15 protein-coding genes are annotated in these 19,989 nt (G+C 35.3%); all 15 read left to right on the top strand.

The features are described 5' to 3' along the window. The first annotated feature begins 315 nt into the window (after window positions 1–315). The 15 genes from VUJ46_RS00115 (at window position 316) to VUJ46_RS00185 (ending at window position 19,611) form a co-directional block, all read left to right on the top strand. The gene (locus VUJ46_RS00115) at window positions 316–3,039 is read left to right on the top strand and encodes a SusC/RagA family TonB-linked outer membrane protein (RefSeq protein ID WP_326982988.1); all 2,724 of its coding nucleotides are present in this window, start codon (window positions 316–318) and stop codon (window positions 3,037–3,039) included. 10 nt (window positions 3,040–3,049) lie between these two features. After that, window positions 3,050–4,642 (top strand): RagB/SusD family nutrient uptake outer membrane protein, encoded by a 1,593-nt coding sequence (locus VUJ46_RS00120; RefSeq protein ID WP_326982989.1) that lies wholly within the window; start codon window positions 3,050–3,052, stop codon window positions 4,640–4,642. Window positions 4,643–4,659: 17 nt separating this feature from the next. Further along, the gene (locus VUJ46_RS00125; RefSeq protein WP_326982990.1) at window positions 4,660–5,733 is read left to right on the top strand and encodes a SusE domain-containing protein; all 1,074 of its coding nucleotides are present in this window, start codon (window positions 4,660–4,662) and stop codon (window positions 5,731–5,733) included. Window positions 5,734–5,834: 101 nt separating this feature from the next. Beyond that, on the top strand, window positions 5,835–7,997 hold the full coding sequence (locus VUJ46_RS00130) for a glycoside hydrolase family 97 protein (protein WP_326982991.1): 2,163 nt from the start codon (window positions 5,835–5,837) through the stop codon (window positions 7,995–7,997). Between the two features lie 88 nt (window positions 7,998–8,085). Further along, window positions 8,086–8,340 (top strand): hypothetical protein, encoded by a 255-nt coding sequence (locus tag VUJ46_RS00135; RefSeq protein ID WP_326982992.1) that lies wholly within the window; start codon window positions 8,086–8,088, stop codon window positions 8,338–8,340. A 70-nt stretch (window positions 8,341–8,410) separates the two neighbouring features. Beyond that, complete coding sequence (locus VUJ46_RS00140) at window positions 8,411–9,652, top strand: radical SAM protein (RefSeq protein ID WP_326982993.1); 1,242 nt, start codon at window positions 8,411–8,413, stop codon at window positions 9,650–9,652. Then, the gene (locus tag VUJ46_RS00145; protein ID WP_326982994.1) at window positions 9,649–10,479 is read left to right on the top strand and encodes a hypothetical protein; all 831 of its coding nucleotides are present in this window, start codon (window positions 9,649–9,651) and stop codon (window positions 10,477–10,479) included. The genes VUJ46_RS00140 and VUJ46_RS00145 overlap by 4 nt, the downstream gene beginning before the upstream one ends. A gap of 5 nt (window positions 10,480–10,484) precedes the next feature. Then, entirely contained in the window at window positions 10,485–11,360 is an 876-nt protein-coding gene (locus tag VUJ46_RS00150) for a hypothetical protein (RefSeq protein ID WP_326982995.1), read from the top strand. Window positions 11,361–11,423: 63 nt separating this feature from the next. Then, window positions 11,424–12,530: a hypothetical protein gene (locus VUJ46_RS00155; RefSeq protein ID WP_326982996.1), complete on the top strand. Its 1,107-nt coding sequence runs from the start codon at window positions 11,424–11,426 to the stop codon at window positions 12,528–12,530. 94 nt (window positions 12,531–12,624) lie between these two features. Continuing rightward, window positions 12,625–13,614, top strand: a complete 990-nt coding sequence (locus VUJ46_RS00160) for a bile acid:sodium symporter family protein (RefSeq protein WP_326982997.1) — start codon at window positions 12,625–12,627, stop codon at window positions 13,612–13,614. Window positions 13,615–13,648: 34 nt separating this feature from the next. Then, window positions 13,649–14,698 carry a succinylglutamate desuccinylase/aspartoacylase family protein gene (locus tag VUJ46_RS00165; protein WP_326982998.1) on the top strand — a complete coding sequence of 350 codons (1,050 nt, stop codon included), beginning with the start codon at window positions 13,649–13,651 and terminating at the stop codon, window positions 14,696–14,698. A 120-nt stretch (window positions 14,699–14,818) separates the two neighbouring features. Continuing rightward, a complete protein-coding gene (locus VUJ46_RS00170; protein WP_326982999.1) occupies window positions 14,819–16,675 on the top strand; it encodes a glycoside hydrolase family 13 protein in 1,857 nt (618 codons plus the stop codon). A 227-nt stretch (window positions 16,676–16,902) separates the two neighbouring features. Beyond that, window positions 16,903–17,418, top strand: a complete 516-nt coding sequence (locus VUJ46_RS00175; protein WP_326983000.1) for a nuclear transport factor 2 family protein — start codon at window positions 16,903–16,905, stop codon at window positions 17,416–17,418. A gap of 4 nt (window positions 17,419–17,422) precedes the next feature. Continuing rightward, window positions 17,423–18,805 carry an MFS transporter gene (locus tag VUJ46_RS00180; RefSeq protein ID WP_326983001.1) on the top strand — a complete coding sequence of 461 codons (1,383 nt, stop codon included), beginning with the start codon at window positions 17,423–17,425 and terminating at the stop codon, window positions 18,803–18,805. 305 nt (window positions 18,806–19,110) lie between these two features. Beyond that, complete coding sequence (locus VUJ46_RS00185; protein ID WP_326983002.1) at window positions 19,111–19,611, top strand: YfbM family protein; 501 nt, start codon at window positions 19,111–19,113, stop codon at window positions 19,609–19,611. The last annotated feature ends 378 nt before the right edge of the window (window positions 19,612–19,989 follow it).

Genomic DNA, 19,989 nt, shown 5'->3' on the forward strand with positions numbered 1-19,989 from the left:
AAAGATACGCATTCTCTGTGAAAATTGTAGGAATTACCCTTTTTAAAAGCTTTTATCAGGATATGGCAGGGTGAAATGTTACATTTAGTTAAACAAATGTTTAACTTTTTGTTAAAATTAAATTAATATTATGTTTTGCATATTTCAATGTAAATGAATGAAAAACAGATTTTTAGCTTAAAAACATGCTATAATCTACATGATTTTAACCAAAATTTTAATAAAATTAACATAATTATATTTTTTTTTTAAATTGCGAGACTGAGATTCAGTCTTTATTCTTAAAAAAAAACGAAACTATATAAAAATAATATTGTGAGAAATTTTACAACGGTATTAAAAATAGCGCCCGCATTTCTATTGGCAAGTTCAATGATGCATGCGCAAACCAAAGACTCCATCACCAAGGAGAAAAAAATCGAGGAGGTGGTATTGATTGGGTATGGAGCGAAGAAAAAGTCGGATCTTACGGGATCTGTGACTGCTATTTCTGCAAAAGATTTCAATGAAGGGAGTATCAATTCACCCGAACAATTAATTCAAGGTAAAGCTTCGGGAATCCAGATTACCAATAATGGTGGTGCTCCGGGTGCGGGATCTACAATAAGAATTCGGGGAGGTGCTTCTCTGAATGCCAGCAATGATCCTTTGATTGTTATCGATGGGGTTCCTGTAGACGCTGTGGGTATTAATGGTGCTGCAAACCCTCTTGCATTAATCAATCCTAATGATATTGAAAGTTTTAATATTCTGAAAGATGCATCTGCAACAGCTATTTATGGTAGTAGAGCGTCTAATGGGGTTATTATTATTACAACAAAAAAAGGAACTTCGGGTAAATTAAAGTTGAATTATACCACAACTACTTCTGTTTATGAGAAAATGGGAAACATTAAAATGTTATCTACTAATCAATTCAGAGATGTAGTAATGAACAATGCAGAACCTGCATTTCAACAATTATTAGGAAATTCCAGTACCAATTGGCAAAATGAAATTTATCAGACTGCATTAGGATTTGATAATTCAGTATCTCTTGCAGGAGGAATCAAAAACCTTCCTTATCGTTTGTCATTAGGATATTTAAACCAAGATGGTATTATCAAGACAAATAATATTGAAAGAACTACAGTTTCATTAAATCTAAATCCTAAGTTTTTTGATAAACATCTTGAAATTAATTTTAATGTAAAGGGAACTTATGCTGAAAATAGATTTAAAGATGATGGCTCAATAGGTGCTGCTGTAGTGTTTGACCCTACAAAACCAGTTTATGATCCTAGTTTTACAAAGTATGGCGGATATTGGGAGTGGCTTCAGGCGAACGGTGATCCTAATACAAATGCTACAAAAAATCCAGTTTCAATGTTGGAGCAAAGATGGGATCTTTCTTATGTAAGGAGAGTATTAGGAAATGTTCAGTTTGATTATAAGTTTCATTTTTTGCCTGAACTAAGAGCTAACTTGAATTTAGGGTATGATTATAGTGATTCTAATGGAAGTCAGAGGGTTCTTCCATCTGCTGCCATGAATTATTATGAGAAAGGCACTTATAGAAGATATACGCAGGAGAAGAAAAATAAACTTCTGGATTTTTATTTGAATTATCTTAAAACAGTGGAATCTATTAAGTCTACTTTTGATTTAACATTGGGGTATTCTTATCAGGATTGGCAGAGATCAGAACCTTTTGCACCAACCATCTACGGAACGGGATTAAGTAATCCAAAAAGCGGAAGGGATCTTTTTACTCAAAATACACTTCTTTCTTACTTTGGACGTTTTAATTATACTTTCAATAATAAATATCTTTTAACTGCAACTTTGAGAAGAGATGCTTCTTCCAGATTTAGTGAGGATAACAGAGTGGGATATTTCCCATCGGTAGCTTTGGCATGGAAAATAGATCAGGAAAATTTTCTTAAAGATTCTAAAGTTCTCTCCAGTTTAAAACTGAGATTGGGTTGGGGACAAACAGGGCAGCAAGATATTCAAAATAATGATTATCCATACCTAGCCAGATATATTATTTCAGATGCAGGAGCAGCTTATCAAATTGGTGATGATTTTTATAATACCTTAAGAGCACAGGGTTATGATAAAAATATTAAGTGGGAAACAACAACGACTAAAAATATAGGATTAGATTTTGGATTCTTAAAAGACAGAATTAATGGTTCTATCGAGGTTTATGAAAAAGAATCTAAAGACCTGTTAAGTATTGTACCTGTTCCTGCTGGAGCCAATCTTACCAACTTACTTCTTACTAATATTGGTGATATGAGAAACAGGGGGATTGAGGCAAATGTTAATGTAAGAGCTATTGAAAAAGATAATTTTAGTTGGGAATTTAATGTAAATGCTACACACTACAAATCTGAAATTACGAATCTTGCTTCAACAGAGGTTCTTACAGGTGGAATAAGTGGTGGTACAGGTACCATGATTCAGGTGCATTCTCAAGGATATCAACCCAATGCTTTTTATGTTTATCAGCAAATCTATGATACTGCCGGAAAACCTATTGAAGGTGCCTATGTAGACAGGAATGGAGACGGAGTGATCAATAATTCTGATTTATATAAATACAAATCTCCAGCACCGGATGTTTTAATAGGTTTTTCTACAAAGTTTACCTATAAGAACTTGGATGTAGGATTTACCATGAGAGCTAGTATTGGAAATTATGTATACAACAATGTGGCTTCCCAATATGGAAATTTACAGGGAATAAAGAATAACGGATACCTTCAAAATATTCATACCAGCTACTTTGATACAGGTTTTAACAGAGCTGAATATCAGTCAGATTACTATGTGGAAAACGCATCATTTATCAGAATGGATAATATCAATTTAGGGTATAATTTCCCTAGTTTTATTAGTAATAGTTCTAAAATAAGAGTTTTTGGATCTGTTCAAAATGCATTTGTTATCACTAAATACAGTGGTTTAGATCCGGAAGTTTTTAATGGTATTGATAATAATTTATACCAAAGACCAAGAATTTATTCTCTAGGACTTAATTTTCAATTTTAATTAGAATATCATGACATTTAGATATATTAATAAAACAATATTTACTGCAGGAATTGCTGCAGTTTTATTCCTTACTTCTTGTGAAAGTGATTTGAACAGAATGCCTGAATCAGAAGTAACATCAGCATCTGTATACGCAGATTTTGCAAATTATAAATTGGTTTTAGCTAAAATATATGCCGGTTTGGCTGTCAGCGGACAAAATGGTGGCGATGGCGAACCTGATATTGGTGGTATTGATGGTGGAACTTCCAATTATCTTAGACAATATTTTCAGTTGCAGGAGCTTCCAACGGATGAAGCAGTTGTAGCATGGAATGATCCTTCTTTACCAGATCTTCATAATATGAATTGGTCTGCCAGTAATGACTTTATTCGTGCTTTATATTACAGAATCTATTATCAGATTGCTGTTTCAAATGAATTTATAAGAGAAACCTCAGATGATAAATTAGCTTCAAGAAATATTACGGGAGTAAATGCAGAAGAATCAAAATTATTCAGAAACGAAGCAAGATTTATGAGGGCTCTGAGTTATTTTCATGCAATAGACTTGTTTGGAAATGGACCTTTTGTGACAGAAGCTACGGAAGTAGGAATTGCACCACCACCAAGAATTGAGAGAGCAGCTCTTTTTACTTATATAGAAACTGAATTGAAAGATTTAGAAAATCTTTTAAAAGACCCAAGAACAAACGAATATGGTCGTGCTGATAAGGCTGCAGTTTGGATGCTTTTATCAAAACTATATCTTAATGCTGAAGTGTATACAGGTCAGGCAAGATATTCTGATGCGCGAGTATATGCTGAAAAAGTGATTAATGCAGGTTATTCTTTAAAAACCAATTATGACGAGTTATTCTTAGCAGATAATAATGTTGCTAATAATGAAGTTATCTTCTCGGTAAATTTTGATGGAATAAATACACGAACATATGGAGGAACAACATATATTATTCATGCTGGTGTTGGTGGAAGTATGCCTCCTGAGCAGTTTGGCATTAATAGTGGATGGGGTGGACTGCGTTCAACGAAAAATATTGTCAATCTTTTTCCAGATACTAATGGCTCTCTTGATAAAAGAGGAAGATTTTATACAGACGGACAAAATCTTGAAATTAACAGCCAGGTAGTGTTTACGGATGGTTATCCTTTAATTAAATTTAAAAATTTAAAGAAAGATGGAACTAAAGGTTCTGATGATACCGGATTATATGTAGATACAGATTTTCCACTTTTCAGGCTTGGGGAAGCTTATTTAATTTATGCTGAAGCTGTTTTAAGAGGCGGAGGCGGCTCCAATGCGACTGCAGTGCAATATATAAACTTATTAAGACAGCGTGCATATGGAAATAATGCAGGAAATGTAACGTCTATTAATTTAGATTTTATTTTAGATGAAAGAGCCCGAGAGCTTACCTGGGAAGCAACAAGAAGAACAGATTTGATTAGATTTGATAAGTTTACTTCAGGATCTTATTTATGGCCATTCAAAGGAGGAGTTAAAGACGGAAAAGCGGTTGAAGATTTCAGAAAACTTTATCCGATTCCAAATACAGATTTGACAGCAAATCCTAATTTACAGCAAAATCCTGGTTATTAATTCTAAAAGTATTCAAAATGAAACAAATTTTAAACATATTTGCTTTTGCACTTTTATCTTTCATGATTATTTCGTGTGAAAAAGATGAAGATCAGGCAGTTATTCATGAAACAACTCAAGGGAAGATTTCTTCAGATAAGACATCAATCGTTCTTGATAAAGATAATCCTGGAGATCAGGCTTTAAGCTTAGCTTGGACAAAATCGACATTTGATCTTTCTGTAGTTTACACTCAACAAGTACAATTTGCCATCAAAGGAAAATCATTCGAAGGGGCAACGAGTATAGATGCAGTGAGTTCTCCAATCAATTATACCAATAAAGAACTAAATGCAATTGCGTTAGGTCTAGGAGCTGCGCCGGATGTGGCTGTGGAAATTGAAGTAAGATTAAAAACATTAGTAGGACAGGGGGCTTTTTACTCAAATGTACTAACTCTGAATGTGAAACCTTATTTCTTAGGACCAGTATACAATTTTACAGATTTATATTTAATTGGTAATGCAACAGCTGCAGGATGGACGAATGAGGTTACAAATACTAAATTTCTTCCTTTACAAAAGTCAGCTACAGCTGGTGTGTACAGTTATTCAGGATATTTTGCTGAAGGTGAATTTAAAATAATTAAAACTCCAGGAAGCTGGGATGTTCAATATGGTTTAGGGGCTTCTGCTGGAACTTTAAGTACAGATGGTGGATCAGGAAATATTAATGTGGCTACAGCAGGATATTATAAACTGACCATCAATACAACTGCTTTAACGTATTCTTTAGTTCCTATAACGCCTCCTACAAGTGCTTTTACATCTGTTTCTATGATAGGATCTGCATCTGGAGATTGGACTACTGATGTTGATTTACAAAAAAACACATTTGATGCGCACATTTGGGTGAAGAAAAATGTAGAGCTTAAAGCTGGAGAGTTTAAGTTTAGAGCCAACCACGATTGGGGAACCAACTGGGGAACGGCTCAGGAGTTTTTCGGAGTAGGTGATATTGGAGGAGGAAATATTCCTGTAAGTACACAATTCAATTATGATGTCTATTTTAATGATATCACAGGAGAATTCTCCTTTATTCCTTTATTCTAAATCTCTGAAAAAATTAACCTTAATTTAATCTGAACAACATAGCAAAGTGCTGCTTTACAACAGCACTTTCTTTATTTTTAAAGTTTATATAAATAGTCATTATGAAGAAAATTACAGTTGGAGCGTTTTTGCTCTCAATGATGTTTGCGGGTGTTAATGCACAGTCTTTAAAATCGCCGGACGGAAAATTCGAAATGGATTTCCAGTTGAAAGCAGGCGTTCCTTACTACAACCTTAAATACAACGGTAAAACAGTTGTTGAGGATTCTAAATTGGGATTGAGATTATTTAAAGATACTTCTATAAAATTTGCGTCAGAAATCGCGAAGCCGGAAGATGCGAAATTCGATCTGAACAGCGGTTTCACTAAAACAGACGAAAAAAGAGATTCTAAAAATGAAACCTGGCAGCCGGTTTTAGGTGAAAAGAAAAACTATATCAACAATTACAACGAATTGGCAGTTACGCTGAATCAGGCAACTACTGAAAGAAGTATTGTTGTAAAATTCAGATTGTTCAATGATGGTTTAGGTTTCAGATATGAATTTCCTCAACAGAAAAATCTGAACTATTTCGTGATCAGAGAAGAAGATTCTGAATTCGATTTCCCTACAGATATGAAATCTTGGTGGATTGTGGCAGATTACGATTCTCAGGAGTACCAATATCAGGAAACAAAAGTTTCTGAAATTCCTGCAAGATGGCCAAAAGCAGCAGATGCTAATGCATCTCAAACATTGATCAAAAATGCAGTTCAGTCTCCTTTAATGCTTAAAAAAGAAGGAAAAGAGCCTTTATATATCAATGTTGCGGAAGCGGCTGTTTTAGATTACCCGGCCTCTCATCTTGAAGTAGATGCTACGAATTTTAAGCTTAAAACTCACCTTACTGCCGACAGACAGGGAGCAAAAGGATATATCCAGACACCTTCTGTGACACCTTGGAGAACGATTATCGTTGCACCAAAAGCAGAAGATGTAATGGATTCTAAGATGATCTTCAACCTCAACGAGCCTACGAAATATACAGATACTTCTTATATTCACCCAACAAAATACATGGGCGTTTGGTGGGAAATGATTATCGGAAAATCTCAGTGGGCATACGGTCAGCCGGAATCTAATGTGCGTCTTGGCGTAACCGATTTCTCTAAATTAACACCTAACGGAAAACACGCTGCCAACAATACAAAAGTTAAGGAATATATCGATTTCGCATCTGAAAACGGTTTCCAGGGATTATTGATTGAAGGTTGGAATGTGGGTTGGGAAGACTGGTTCGGTCACTCAAAAGAATATGTATTCGATTTTATCACGCCATATCCAGATTTCGACATTAAAATGTTAAATGAATATGCGCATTCAAAAGGAATTAAATTAATCATGCACCACGAAACTTCAGGTTCGGCTACGAATTATGAAAGATGGTCTGATAAAGCATTCCAGTTGATGAATAAATACGGCTATGATGCCGTGAAAACGGGTTATGTTGGAGACATCATTCCACGAGGAGAGCACCATTATTCTCAATGGACGATCAACCATTTCTACCGAATTGCTGAGAAAGCCAATGAGTATAAAATTATGGTAAATTCTCACGAATCGGTACGTCCGACAGGAGAAAGCCGTACGTATCCAAACTACATCTCTGCTGAAGCAGCTCGTGGAACGGAATACGAAGCTTTCGGAGGTAACAATCCGGATCACCAGACTATTCTTCCTTTTACAAGATGGATGGGAGGTTCTATGGACTATACACCGGGAATTTTCCAGACCAAATTAGATTATTATTTCCCTGGAGACACCCGTTTCGTGAAAACAACGTTGGCTAAGCAGTTGGCTCTTTATGTAACGATGTATATGCCACTTCAGATGGCAGCCGATCTTCCTGAAAACTACAAAAAGCATATGGATGCTTTCCAGTTTATTAAAGATGTGGCAGCAGATTGGGATGATACGAAGATTTTATCTGCAGAACCGGGAGATTATGTGGTAACAGCTAGAAAAGCAAAAGGTACCGATAACTGGTTTGTAGGAGGAATTACTGATGAAAATAAACGTGAGTACACGGTAGATTTCTCTTTCCTGGATAAAGGGCAGAAGTATGAAGCAACAATCTATGAAGATGGAAAAGATGCAGATTACATCAACAATCCTCAAAGCTATAATATCTATAAAAAGCAGATTACGAGCAAATCTAAGATCAACTTTAAAATGGTAAGAAGTGGAGGGTTTGCGATAACGATTAAGAAAATTAATAAGTAAATTTTTAATTAAGAATGTTTTTTCTTGTGAATTTATTTATCTATATTTGGTGAGATAAGTAGATTGATAACCCATTTAACTCATCTTTATGAAAAAGAAATTCAAAATCACAAGCAATCTTGAGCAAAAAGAAATTCTTAAGAAATCAATTCAAAATTCTGAAAATGAAAATGTAGATCTTTACAAGTCTATTTTCGGGGGAATCAATAATTTAGGCATTACTCCAGGAATAGGTGGTGGTGGCGGAGTTATCATTGCGCCTCCGGGAGATAGTTGCGATGTAGTATCTATTTCAGGTGCATCTGCTGCATATGATAGACATGAAACATTTTTAAGAGCTTAATTTGCTGATTTTTTAAAACTTTAGTTCTTCGCTAGTTAAATAGCGAAGAACTTTATTTATTGATAGAGATATGGTTACTTCATTTGTTCTGAAGGTTGCAAGCAGATGCAACCTCAACTGTTCGTATTGTTACATGTATAATTTAGGGGATAAGACTTATCTGAAACAGCCTAAATTCATGTCAATGGATACAATGACAATATTCGCAGAAAAACTATCACGTTACAGTGATGAACATGGCCTGAAATCCTTCCAGATTGTTTTTCACGGTGGTGAGCCCTTATTATATCCAAAAGAATTTTACAGGGAAAGCATAAAAATATTCAGAAAAAAACTCAATGATTCTTATTTTGACTTTGTTCTTCAAACTAACGGCGTAGGCCTGGATGAAGATTGGTACAGTCTTTTTAATGAATTAAATATTCGAGTGGGAGTGAGCATAGACGGCCCCAAAGAATACCACGATAAATACCGCGTTTTTCATAACGGGAAGGGATCTTATGATGAAGTCCGGACTGCCATACAGCTCGGCTTGGATAAAGGAATGCATGGTGTACTATCCGTTGCCAACCTTAATATCAGCCCGCAGGAACTCTATCAGGAATTTAAAGATCTCAACGTTCTAAGTTTTAATCTTCTACTGCCTGACGGACATTTCGACAAATTGCCCGATGGTATTATCAAGGAAAAAGTTAATACCAATGATTATACACCGTATGCCGATTGGCTGATCGAACTCTTTGCCATCTGGAAAAATGATCCAGACCGCCCAAATATGAGATTCTTTAAAACATTGATCCAGCTTATCGCAGGTGAAGAGGTCGGAGATCAAGCGCTCGGACTCAGAAAAAACGGGGTAGCTATCCTGGAGACCAACGGAAATCTGGAAGTGGCAGATTCTATAAGAGCATGCTACGAAGGAATCACCAGAAATGATATTAACATCCATACCCACGAAATAGATTCTGTACTGGAAGATCCCTTATTTGACATCTACCTCAATTCTCACCAGATGGTTAACGAAAAATGCCTTAACTGCCCAATCTACGAAATATGTGGCGGTGGCTTCCTTCTCAACAGGTATTCGAACGAAAATGGATTTGATAATCCTACAATCTATTGTCACGATATGATAAAACTGGTAAGTTATATCCAGAATGATTTGATAAACAGTCTGTCTGATGAAGTTTGTAAAGAAATGGATCTTACAAGAGTTTCATATCATGAAATTGTTGAAGAACTCGAAAATAAAGGAGCTGTTTCTATTCAGAAAGACATTAAAGATAAACTATTAGCCTACAGTTTAGCATGAGTTTAAGAAAAGGAATTAAAGTATATCATCGCGATATTCAGGACATCAAAGATCAGATCAGTATCAATTCGGGAGTAAGTTCTGTTAAAAATACAAATGCTGAAATCGAATATTACAACAATGCTTATCTGCCTAATATGGATTGGCGCAGTCTTACAGATTCTGAATATAGGAAGATTTCTACAGCTGATGTCGACAGTAAAATATTTAATACGCTAGGTGTTGGTGTCATTCCGGAAGAGTTACAGGATTTATTTAAAAAATTAGATCTCAATGAGTGTGAATCTCTTTTTGATGTTCCGAAGAAATTTCAGGAAAATGAAACACTCACTAAACAGATTAATGAGTTAACAAATGTTTTTCTGGATGAGAAATCTTTACAAAGAAATTATAAGTTTCACCGGATTGCCAGGTCTCTTCCCGATATGCAGAGCACAACCTTCCATCATTTGGGTCATAATACCTTTAAGTATACAGGTCTGCACATTGATAAAAGCAGTTTTTTTACCCCTCATACTGCCTATAAGTCTGGAAACAGGATTTCGATCAATATCAGTAAAGAATCCAGATATCTGTATTTCGTTAACTTAACGCTTAGGCAGATTTATGGTGAGGTGCAGAAAAAATATTCTGAGAAAATAACGTCTGACAATATTGTTGAACAGTTTTTTAATCACTATCCCGGATACCCCGTTCTGAGACTGGAAATAAAACCTTACCAATACTATATTGCTCCTACAGATAATTTTATCCATGATGGTACCACGCTCGGAAATAAAGACTTTGATGTCACCATGGTCTACGTAGGAATATTTGACAAATACTGAATCTCATGAAAAAACTAAAATCCGGAATTAAAATATATTCAGATCATAATGGCGGAACTCTTCAGATCAATTCAGGAGTTATTCATCATACCCAACAGATGCCCAACGAATTTATTTTCAGAGGTGAAAAGTTTTTACAGCAGTACGAGCCTGAAGCCCATCTGCCAAAACGAGACTGGCGTACACTCAATCCGCAGGAATATAAAATCATCAACGGAGATCATAAAAACAAGAAAGATTACAATTCTGTATTTACAGGGGAACTGCCTGAAAATATCCGTCGCCTTTTTAATGAGCTGGATCTTGGAACAGCAACTTCTGAAGAAGAAGTGTTTGATAAATTCAGGCAGAATAAGGAAATGGTAGACGAGATTAATATCAGTGTCAATGAGTTTTTACAGCATATTTCACTCGCTCCATTCAGGTTTATGAGTCTTGCTACCAACTTTGCCAATAGCGAAATCGTATCCTTGGACAGAAGAAAATTGTCTGAAGGACAATCTATTGCCGATCTTCAATTTATAGGAGTTCATAAAGATAGTTCAAAAGATATGACCCTGCACACCGCCCATAGATTTGGGAACAGAATAACATTTAATTTAGGAAAAGAATCACGTTATTTACTGGTCATGAATCTTTCGATGCGGCAAGCCTATAATATGATAAGAAAAGAAATAGATCTGAAAGAAAATGAGGTGACTAACAAAAACATAACCTCATATTTCCTGAAGCTTTTTCCGGATTATCCTATGCTGAAGATAGAGCATAAACCTCATCATTTTTATATTGCGCCAACCGATAACTGCTTCCATGACGGATCAACTCTTGGAAGCCGATCCCTGGATATTGTCATGATTTATCTCGGTAAGTTTCTCATTTAATATTATTTTCCTATGAAATACACTTTCACGTTTTTATTTTTAACTATATGCTACCTCCAGATTATGGCTCAACAAAAGCTGCCTGTGGTAAAGGCTAATTCGTCTAAAGCAATCTTTCTTGAAGAAGATAATGGTCTGAAAACAGACTGGAATATTGATCCGTCTATAAAACCGGATATTTATACAGTTTCCAAAATAAGTAAAGGGTCTAAAACGGTAAAGATAAAAACAGATATTGATTCCATTAGAATTACCGTGAAAAAAGGAGAGAAAAAAGATTTTATTATTCTTCTCAAGGATAAAGATTCATGTCTAACAAGAATCGAAAGTGCTGTCCCTAAAGATTTCAGTACTGTACGTCCTGCTTTTCATGACAGTATTCGTCTAGCGATCAATGAGCAGAATACCATGTTTGTAAAAACACTCCTAAATAAAACAGATTCTCTTGTTCTTAATTTTGATACTGGAAGCAACAATCTCTCCCTGACAACGGAAACACTGAAGGATAAAATTAAAGAACAACTGAAAGGAAGAGTGAATGTTTTATCCATAGGAAACAGAAAATATGATGGCTTCAGAATTTATCAGGTTGAGCTATCCGGACACGGAACTGACGGAAGATTCGGCTGGGACCTGTTTGACGGAATGGTAGTAGAGTTGAACTATGACCAAGGAATAATGGTCGTGCACTCAGAATTACCAGCGTCTGTAAAAAAAGATAAGGCCTATCAACCATTGAATATCATCTATTTTGACAAACTTTTTTTCGTTGAAACGACTATAAAACAGGGAACAAAAACTCTGAAAGATTGGTTTTTGTTTGATACCGGATATCAGAGAACTGTCATGCTGGATGGTCCTCTGCTGAAGGAACAGCAATTTCCGACCGATCAGATGAAAATAATAAAAAAAGTCATTATGAAAGGTGGTCAGGGAAATGAAATTCCGGTTATTACTGCCAATCTGGAATCTCTTAGTCTGGGGAAGTATCAGCTTAAAAATATTCCTTCTCAGCTTCTTTCCGAGAGCAGACCAATCATTGATAAAAAGATGAATATTTTAGGTAATGAAATTTTGAAAAGATTTAATGTCTTTCTGGATTTTCAGAATAATATAGTCTATATAAAACCTAATAAACTCTTCAATGATGAGTATGTTGAAAAAAAGTAAGACTGACTGTAAAATAAATATTTCTTAACTTTAGAATCCTTAAAGACAGAAACTTTAAGGATTTTTTATTTTTAAAACAATTTTACTTTACCTAATGGCGTTGACGGCTAAAATTTTTAACAAGCAGAACCTATTTCTTCTCCTGTTAATCGTAATGGTCTTTATGGCAAAACTGATCCCTTTTAAGGCATCTTATAATGAATTTTTCAATCTTTCGGCTTTTATAGATTGGGGAATTGCGGGGATCTTCCTTTTTTACGGATTAAAACTTAATTTAAAAGAAGTAGTAAAAGATATTTCCAATTGGAAGCTGCATTTAATCATCCAGTCCGGAACTTTCATTCTTTTTCCGCTGCTGGTTTTACTGTTTTACCCATGGGTAAAAAGCTCAGAATTTGAAAACATCTGGCTTTCTATATTTTTTCTCGCCTGTTTGCCTTCAACGGTTTCATCATCTGTGGTCATGGTTTCCATTGCCAAAGGAAATGTGACTTCCGCGATATTCAACGCGTCTATGTCAGGGTTAATCGGAATTATCATGACGCCGTTATTGATGAGCTTTTTTCTTGAGCCCGCTTCCGGTTCCGAAAATCATGGCGAAGTTATTCAGCAGCTATTAATTAAAGTTTTATTACCCATTATTTTAGGAATTTTACTAAATCCTGTGTTCAAAAAATGGATAACCAAATATTCAACGATCATCGCAGAATTCGACAGGCTGATTATTTTATTAATTGTGTATGAAAGTTTCTCCACTGCATTTATTGAAAATATTTTCGGCTCAGTCCCTCCAATTGTATTTTTAATTCTGGCATTCAGTGTGTTTTTTTTATTTTTTATGGTTTACCATATTTTACAATTCATTGCCAAAAAGATGAAGTTCAATGCTCAGGATATCATTACAGTGTCGTTTTGTGGATCAAAGAAATCTTTGGTACACGGAAGTCTCTTTCTTTTGGTATTGGGGGTTACTGATGATCAGAAGGTTTTATTTCTGCTTCCGGTGATGGTTTATCATAGTTTTCAGCTGTTCTATGTGAGTTGGCTGGCGAGTAAAATAGCACAAAGAAAATCAGTCGTTTAAAAATTATTTGATTATCTTTAATTCTATGAAAATTATGAAGAAAGCGACATTGTTATCATTAGCAATAATGAGTTCATGGGGTAATGCACAAAAGATTAGTCAAATCCTCGAACAAAAAGGTTCATTTAGAAAAGATACCGTTTTTAGTATTAAAAGTGAGGCAAAAGAAACTTATCTTCCCGTTTCTATTATTAAAGGGAAGGGAAAAGGACCGGTTTTCAGCATCGTGGCAGGAATTCACGGGTATGAATATCCGCCGATTGTTGCCGTTCAGGAAATATTGAAGGAAATAGATCCCAATCAGATCAAAGGAACGATTATTATTGTTCCGATTGCTAATGTTGAATCTTTTCAAAAAAGAACGCCTTTCATCAATCCTTTAGATCAAAAAAATTTAAACAATGCTTTTCCGGGTTCTGCAAATGGAACGCCGACAGATCAAATTGCAAATATTATCACCAAAGAAATTATTTCAAATTCTACAATATTTCTAGATATTCACGGAGGTGATGCCAACGAAGATTTGCTACCATTTGTATGCTATTACAACAGAAAAGATACTCCCGAAAATACAAAGTTTGCTCACGATTTATCAGTTCAGTCGCAAATTGATCACATTGTTTCATATCCATATAATCTAACATCAACAGAACCCGCAAAATACGCTTTCAAACAAGCAACCCAACAAGGAATTACTGCGTTAAGTATCGAAGCTGGAAAATTAGGAACTGTTCAGAAAGAAAATGTTGACCTGATTAAAACGGCGGTGTATAATATGCTTGAATATTCCGGAAATTATGTAAGAAGAAAATCGAAATTCATCAACAAAAAAACAGCAACTCTGTTCAACCAGCAAGACTACATCAAAGTTCCCGAAAACGGAATTTTCTACAGCGATTTGAAAAGCGGAGATCAGGTAAAAAAGAACCAAATTTTAGGCTATATCGCCGATGAATTCGGAAATAAAAAACAGGATATTCTTTCCAATTCTGAAGGAATTATTTTATACAAAGTCGGAACGCCACCTGTCAACAAAGGCGAAACCTTATTTTGCATCGGCTATACCGAAAAAGATAAAATTTAAAACAATATCAAAAACACAGTTATCATTCGCTGAGTGAAACGCCTTTGCGAACGAAAAAAGTATAATAGTCAAAAAAACTTAGCGTCCTTTGCGTTAAAAAAATAGTTTAAAATATTAAAAATGAAAAAAATATACACCATCATTGCTTTATCAACAGCAGTCATTGCTTTTTCACAAAAACCATTAGACAAAGTAGAACCAGCATTTTGGTGGAAAGGAATGAAAAATCCCGAACTTCAGATCATGGTCTACGGAAAAGACATTGCTAATAGCGAAATTGAGCTGTCAAATGGTGTTCAGGCAAAAGATATTCAGAAAACTGAAAATCCAAACTATGTTTTCATAACGGTAAATACCAATGAGATCAATGTCCCTAAGTTTAACATCAATATTAAAAAAGGTAAAAAAAATATAGGGTCTTATCCGTATGAGTTAAAGGAAAGGAAGCCAAATTCAGCAGAAAGAGAATCATTTACCTCAAAAGATGTAATGTATCTTATTATGCCGGATCGTTTTGCCAACGGTGATGAAAAAAATGATTCTCAACCATACTTAACCGAAAGAGCAAACAGAAGTCTTCCCAACGGACGTCATGGTGGAGATTTGCGGGGAATCATCAATAATTTAGATTATATTCAAAATCTGGGTGCCACGGCGGTTTGGCTAACTCCTGTGAATGAAGACAACGAAAAAGTATATTCGTATCACGGCTACGCACAGACTGATTTATACAAAATCGACGGTCGCTACGGAACCAATGAAGAATACAAAGAACTTTCCCAAAAATTAAACAAAAGGAAAATGATGCTGGTGATGGATTATGTCACCAATCATTGGGGAATTTCGCATTGGATGATCAAAGATTTACCTACCAAAGATTGGATCCACTGGTTCAATGATGGCGAAAATGGTTTCAAACGTTCAAATTACAAAACGACAACTCAGTTTGATACAAACGCTTCTGAAGTTGATAAAAAGCTGGCGTTAGACGGCTGGTTTGATACTACAATGCCGGATATTAATCAGAAAAATCCTTTGGTTTTAAAATATTTAACGCAAAATGCAATTTGGTGGATAGAATACGCTGAATTAGGTGGTTTTCGTGTAGATACCTATCCTTACAATGATAAGGAAGCAATGGCGAAATGGGCAAAAGCGATTACCGATGAATATCCGAAATTCAATATTGTCGGAGAAACCTGGCTGAATACGGCTGGTCATATTTCTGCGTGGCAAAAGGATTCTAAAACGGGAGAGGCAGCGAATTATAATTCTAATCTTCCATCTGTGATGGATTTTATGCTGTACGGAGATTTGCCGAAAGCGTTGAAGGAAAAAGAAGGCTGGGAAAGCGGAATGAACCGTATTTACAACAGTTTGTCGAGTGATTTCCTGTATCCGGATATCAATAATGTAATGGTGTTCTTCGAAAATCACGATACCGAAAGATGGAATGAGATTTTTAATGATGATCCGAAAGCATATAAATTAGGATTGACTTTAATTTCAACCGTTCGTGGAATTCCGCAGATTTATTATGGCTCCGAAGTTGGAATGCGTGGCGACAAAAACAAGGGCGGTGATGCCGATATCCGGAGAGATTTTCCGGGTGGCTGGAAATCGGATAAGGTGAATGCTTTCCATCCATCAAATCAAACACCTGATCAGAAGGGATTTTACCAGTTTACACAGAAATTACTGAACTGGAGAAAAGGAAAAGAAGTGATCCACACCGGAAAAACTAAAAATTTCGTTCCTCAGAATAATGTTTTTGTGTATTTTAGATATAACGAAAAAGAAAGTGTCATGGTCGTTTTGAATAACAATGAAAAAGACGAAGCTTTGGATCTGAAACATTTTGCAGAATCTTTAAACGGATTTACAAAAGGGAAAGACATCCTTTCCGACAAAGAAGTTTCATTACAAAACAACTTAACAATACCTGCGAAAACTTCGATGGTTATTGAATTGAATTAAATACGAATAGCACTAATAATAGCAGAAATCTCACAATTAAAATCCTTTTGATCTTAGTTAAGTGAAATGCCTTTGCAAACTTAGAAGCAGTTAGTAGTTATAAGAAAAACTTTGTAACCTTCGTCAAAAATAGGGTTAAAAAAACAGAAAATAATCTCAAACCTCACAGGTTTTAAAAACCTGTGAGGTTTATTGAAAAAAATATTTAGAAAATATATATATTAAACATGAAAAAAATAACAATATTCTTCACATTCATCCTGTTTGTATTGAGTTTTACAACCCTTTCAGCTCAGTCAAAATTTGATAAAGACAAAAAAGAAATCGGGATTATGCTCGATGACTTTAACCTAGCCGCTGCAAAAGCTGATTTCATAACCTATTTCAATTATTTTGCCGCCGAATCGACATTTATAGGAACCGACGCCACCGAAGTCTGGGATAAAAAAGCATTCATGGTGTGGGCAAAACCCTATTTCGACAAAAAGACAACCTGGAATTTCACTTCCTTGAAAAGAAATATTTATTTCAGCAAAGATGGAAAACTGGCTTGGTTTGACGAATTGCTGAATACTCAAATGAAAATCTGCCGTGGTTCAGGAGTGGTCGAAAAAATCAACGGACAGTGGAAAGTGAAGCAGTATGTACTTTCTGTGACAGTTCCAAACGAGATTGTCGATAAAATAGTGGCAGAAAAAGCACCGATTGAGGATGTTTTAATTCAACAGTTAAAAACGAAATAAGTCGATGGCAAAAAAAATAAAACCGAATTTATCCATGCTCCAAATCATCAATATGAGCATGGGATTTTTGGGAATTCAGATGGCCTTTGGCTTACAAAACGGAAATGCAAGTAGAATTTTGGCCAACTTTGGGGCAGATGTTCATGAATTGTCCTGGTTTTGGCTGGTTGCACCGGTTACAGGATTAATTGTACAGCCGATTATCGGGCACATGGGAGACAATACCTGGAGTCCTTTGGGAAGAAGAAAGCCTTACTTTTTAATTGGAGCGATTCTTTGTGCAATCGGCTTGGTCATGCTTCCAAATGCAGCATCAGCAACGCAAATGATGGCGGCAAATGTTTTGTTATTGGCTGTTATTTTCTTAGCAATGATGGATGCTTCCATCAACGTGGCGATGGAACCTTTCCGAGCGTTGGTAGGAGATATGTTGCCAAAACATCAGGGAACGGTAGGGTTTTCTGTTCAGACAATTTTAATTGGAATTGGCGCTGTGATTGGGTCTTACTTACCCGACTGGCTTACAAAATTAGGCGTGTCAAATGTCGCAGAGGCAGGATTTGTAGCGAATAACGTAATTTATTCCTTTTATGTAGGTGCAGGATTTTTGATACTAACAATTTTATATACTATTATTACCACCAAAGAATATTCGCCGCAGGAATTTGCTGAGTTTGACGGTGGCAAGGAAGTGATTGAAGAGCCTTCAAAATTTACAGATATTTTCAAAGATTTCTCAAATATTCCTTCGCAGATGAAAAGACTGGGAATTGTTCAGTTCTTCTCTTGGTTTGCTCTGTTTACGATGTGGGTTTTTACAACAAGTGCATTGGCGACCCATCATTTCGGACTTTCGCCTGATGATACGCATTCTAAAGCATTCAACGATGCCGGAGATTTAACAGGAAAATTATTCGGAATGTACAACCTTTGGGCGATTCCGTTCGCGTTTTTATTAACTCCAATTGCAAAATGGATTGGCAAGAAACAAACCCACGCATTAGCCTTAGCTTTTGGCGGAGTAGGTTTAATTTTAATGTATTTCATCAAAGATGTTAATCTTCTTTGGATCTCAATGGTCGGTTTAGGATTTGCTTGGGCGAGTATTTTAGCCATGCCATATGCGATGTTAATTGAGGTGATTCCACAAAAGAAAATGGGCGTTTACATGGGGATTTTCAACTTTTTTATTGTTATTCCGCAAATTATTAATGGGATTTTCGGAGGTCCGATTGTAAGTGGTGTTTTCGGAAAGCAAGCCATTGATTATGTTATCGTTGGCGGCGTTTGTATGTTGTTGGGAGCAGTTTTAACCTTGTTTTTCATTAAATCAGAAGATGAAACGCCAAAAGAAATTGAAGAAGAAATTCAACAGGTACATTTTTAAAATAAAATTTTAATAATGATAAAACGGACTTCGGTTCGTTTTTATATTTTTAAGTTTGTTTAAACTAATTTTAAATTTAACCGCAAAAGAAGCAAAAGATCTTATTGGATTTATTTAAAGTATTTCAAAAGTCTGCAAAAAGAAAAAATCTTTGATTTTTTAACTTATGTGATCTTTTTTTTATTTAGGTGTTAAACTTAAAATAACTAAAGTGTTAAAATCTTTTGTTTCTTTTGTGGTAAAAAAGTTTAAACAAATTTTTATTTAAAAGTTAAGCATCAAAATAACCAAAATACACTTTATTTATGAGCATGATAGGAAATTTACTTCGGGTAACTAAAACGGAACTTGAAGAATATCTAAATGACAGTTCTTTATTGGAGGCCAGATTGTACGATGAGAATGAAGAGCCTGATTATCTGAACCCTGATGATATTGATAAGGCCTGGGAAGGAATTTTGTTTTTATTGACGGGAAATGGTATTTCTGCAATGGATCATCCACTGACAAAAGTGTTGTTCAGCGGGCAGCTGATTGATGAAAATCAGGATTTGGGATATGGCCCGGCTCATTATTTAACACCGGAAGAGGTTGTTGATTTGAATAATCAGATTGCTGAAATTACAATTACTGATCTTAAAGCGAAATTCAATCCTGAAAAAATGACTGAATTAGGAATTTATCCCGAAATCTGGGCAGAAGGCGACGATGCTTTTGATTATCTGGCGGATAATTTTTTGGCCATTCAAAAAATGTACACTGAAGCAGTGAGAAATGGAGAAGGAATGATCACTTATTTAAATTGATGATTCAAAAAAAAGGATATTAATGACTGGATGCTATTTTGATTAAATAAGGTTGAATCTTTTATTGAAACATAATTAACATTAGACTTATAAGTTCAATATAAAAACAAGAACTTACACTACATCATACAACAGTAATCCATCTATAAACATACCTTGATTATTGGAAAATTATGCCAATAAAGTCGAATGCTGTACTGTATAACCAACAGAACTTCCAACCTCCATCATCCTGCTTCCAACCTAAAAACCCTTTCTTACCTTACATCAACATTTTCCCGATTTGCACGCCGTACATTTGTACCATAAATAGTCATTCCTTAAAAACCAAGTAATATTTTGATTATCAGTTTTTATGCACTTATATTTCGTAAAAAA

The organism is Chryseobacterium sp. MYb264, assembly GCF_035974275.1.
In the GTDB taxonomy this organism is placed as follows: Bacteria; Bacteroidota; Bacteroidia; order Flavobacteriales; family Weeksellaceae; genus Chryseobacterium.

Excerpts from the sequence above, each read along its gene's own strand:
- VUJ46_RS00170 (WP_326982999.1), top strand. The coding sequence starts at position 14,819 with ATGAAAAAAATATACACCATCATTGCTTTATCAACAGCAGTCATTGCT.
- VUJ46_RS00150 (WP_326982995.1), top strand. The coding sequence starts at position 10,485 with ATGAAAAAACTAAAATCCGGAATTAAAATATATTCAGATCATAATGGC.
- VUJ46_RS00180 (WP_326983001.1), top strand. The coding sequence starts at position 17,423 with ATGGCAAAAAAAATAAAACCGAATTTATCCATGCTCCAAATCATCAAT.
- VUJ46_RS00120 (WP_326982989.1), top strand. The coding sequence starts at position 3,050 with ATGACATTTAGATATATTAATAAAACAATATTTACTGCAGGAATTGCT.
- VUJ46_RS00155 (WP_326982996.1), top strand. The coding sequence starts at position 11,424 with ATGGCTCAACAAAAGCTGCCTGTGGTAAAGGCTAATTCGTCTAAAGCA.
- VUJ46_RS00135 (WP_326982992.1), top strand. The coding sequence starts at position 8,086 with ATGAAAAAGAAATTCAAAATCACAAGCAATCTTGAGCAAAAAGAAATT.
- VUJ46_RS00185 (WP_326983002.1), top strand. The coding sequence starts at position 19,111 with ATGAGCATGATAGGAAATTTACTTCGGGTAACTAAAACGGAACTTGAA.
- VUJ46_RS00165 (WP_326982998.1), top strand. The coding sequence starts at position 13,649 with ATGAAGAAAGCGACATTGTTATCATTAGCAATAATGAGTTCATGGGGT.
- VUJ46_RS00130 (WP_326982991.1), top strand. The coding sequence starts at position 5,835 with ATGAAGAAAATTACAGTTGGAGCGTTTTTGCTCTCAATGATGTTTGCG.
- VUJ46_RS00160 (WP_326982997.1), top strand. The coding sequence starts at position 12,625 with ATGGCGTTGACGGCTAAAATTTTTAACAAGCAGAACCTATTTCTTCTC.
- VUJ46_RS00140 (WP_326982993.1), top strand. The coding sequence starts at position 8,411 with ATGGTTACTTCATTTGTTCTGAAGGTTGCAAGCAGATGCAACCTCAAC.
- VUJ46_RS00145 (WP_326982994.1), top strand. The coding sequence starts at position 9,649 with ATGAGTTTAAGAAAAGGAATTAAAGTATATCATCGCGATATTCAGGAC.
- VUJ46_RS00125 (WP_326982990.1), top strand. The coding sequence starts at position 4,660 with ATGAAACAAATTTTAAACATATTTGCTTTTGCACTTTTATCTTTCATG.
- VUJ46_RS00175 (WP_326983000.1), top strand. The coding sequence starts at position 16,903 with ATGAAAAAAATAACAATATTCTTCACATTCATCCTGTTTGTATTGAGT.